This is a genomic window from Synechococcus sp. OH2 (genome assembly GCF_047462155.1).
Taxonomy (GTDB): Bacteria; Cyanobacteriota; Cyanobacteriia; order Thermostichales; family Thermostichaceae; genus Thermostichus.
In genome coordinates this window covers 198,487-200,408 of record NZ_JANSIR010000095.1, presented here as the reverse complement: position 1 = coordinate 200,408, position 1,922 = coordinate 198,487, and the positions used below count along the sequence as shown (strand labels likewise).

The window sequence follows — 1,922 nt, the reverse complement described above, 5'->3', positions numbered from 1 at the left end:
GCGCGCCAGCCGATGCAGGATGTTGAGATCTTTCCTCATCGCTGGGATCCCCCTGCCGTCGAAAGGATCAGTGTTGGCTATTCATTTTCCAGTAGCCCTACGGCTGTCAAGGGCTTTCTGTCAACAGCCCAGGTCGCCTTCTGGTTTTCGTCGTCAGTGCCGACCACTCTCGAAGCAGCAAGTTGCCCAAAAACCCAAGAGTGCGCCGATCTCGCCTTCTACCTAATTTTGGCTGCCCTCATCCCAATCAGCTATCTCTAGAGTTCCTATCCCCCACGGATCCCAGGAGATGGGATCCTCGAAGTGCCCTCAGCGAACCCAGATTCCCGCTTTTCTCCAGTTTCTAGGGATCCCCAAACAGAAAAATAGAGCCACAAACACCTCCCCTATTAGCGGGAGGTTTTTCCCATTGGGATCTCCCGAAGGGGTAACTCCACAAGCTCTGCCAACCTCAAAAAAGTCTCCCATTCCTATGCAGGAGGAAGAACAAGAGACGAATACAATAGTAGTACCCTAGTGGTTGTTTCTGTTTCCAACCTCCAGGGATCCCCTTGCAGAGGGAGCGATAAGTTGCGTAAGTTACGGTATCGCTGCCGCGTCTAGATGGCATTGGGCTTCGGCCTGCCCTGAACGAGGAGACTGCCGTGGTGCAGGCAAGATGGGAGCATTTTGAACACATGGCCGACATTGGCGTCCGCGGCTATGGGGCAACGCCGGAGGAAGCCTTTGCCCAGGCAGCTTTGGCCCTGACTGCGGCGATCACTAGCGAGGATGAAGTAGATCCCAGGGAGCGGCTAGAGATCGAGCTAGAAAATTCAGGCGATCTGGAACTATTGTTGGTGGACTTCCTGAATGCAGTGATCTACGAGATGGCAGTTAGAGGAATGCTGTTTGGGAAAGTTGAAGTGCATCTTGCAAAAGACCATCTCAAAGCCAGCCTGTGGGGGGAAAGAGTTGACCGCACCAAGCACCGACCGGCAGTAGAAGTTAAAGGGGCAACTTACACGCAACTCAAGGTAGCTCAAGAGGGTGAGCTTTGGGTGGCACAGTGTGTGGTGGACGTGTAAGGGAGGCAGTCTATGGATATCAGGAAACTTGAGCGTCTAGATGAAACGGTTTGGCGCATTCCTCCTAAAGGCAAAATGCGTGTCCCGGTCTTGATCTTTGCCGATGAAGAGTTAATCCGGGAGATGGACGACAAAGTGGCCGAGCAGGCCAGCAACGTGACCACTTTGCCAGGGATCGTGGGAGCGTGTTATGTGATGCCAGATGCCCACTGGGGCTATGGTTTTCCCATCGGTGGGGTGGCGGCCTTCGATGCAGAAGAAGGGGGGGTGATTTCCGCTGGCGGAGTGGGATTTGACATCTCCTGCGGCGTGAGAACCTTGCGGACAGGGCTGACGCGCGAAGAAGTGCAGGAAGCAGCAGAACCCTTAGCCAATGCCTTGTATGCCAGCGTACCGGTAGGGCTCGGCAGCCGCAGCAAGCTTTCCTTGAGCGACAAAGAGATGGAAGCCATGCTGGAAGGCGGAGCAGAATGGGCTGTTGCTCAAGGCTACGGCAAGAAAGCAGATCTAGAGCGCATCGAAGAACATGGCCGCATGCGTGGAGCAAAGCCAGGCGAAGTCTCCGCCTACGCCCGTGAACGCCAGCGGCGCGAGATGGGAACCCTAGGCTCAGGTAACCACTACCTCGAAGTCCAGGTTGTCGATGAGATCTACGATCCCAAGGCTGCCGAGAGTTTTGGTCTCAGGCAGGGGGAAGTTGTCATTACTATTCACTGCGGCTCGCGGGGCCTGGGTCACCAGATTGGCACTGAATATTTGAAGAAGATGCAACAGGCAGCTAAAGAATACGGCATAGAGCTGCCTGATCGCGAGCTGGCATGTGCGCCTTTGCAGTCCAAAGTGGGGCAAAGCTAG

3 protein-coding genes are annotated in these 1,922 nt (G+C 54.9%); all 3 read left to right on the top strand.

All coding sequences use genetic code 11. From position 1 onward, the window contains the following. Positions 1-261, top strand: a 261-nt coding sequence (locus NW835_RS09420; protein WP_414415137.1) for a hypothetical protein, incomplete at its 5' end; no start/stop codon positions are given. A 383-nt stretch (positions 262-644) separates the two neighbouring features. Next, positions 645-1,067 carry an archease gene (locus tag NW835_RS09415; protein WP_414415136.1) on the top strand — a complete coding sequence of 141 codons (423 nt, stop codon included), beginning with the start codon at positions 645-647 and terminating at the stop codon, positions 1,065-1,067. Between the two features lie 12 nt (positions 1,068-1,079). Further along, positions 1,080-1,922, top strand: coding sequence for an RtcB family protein (locus NW835_RS09410; protein ID WP_414415135.1), 843 nt, complete (start codon positions 1,080-1,082; stop codon positions 1,920-1,922).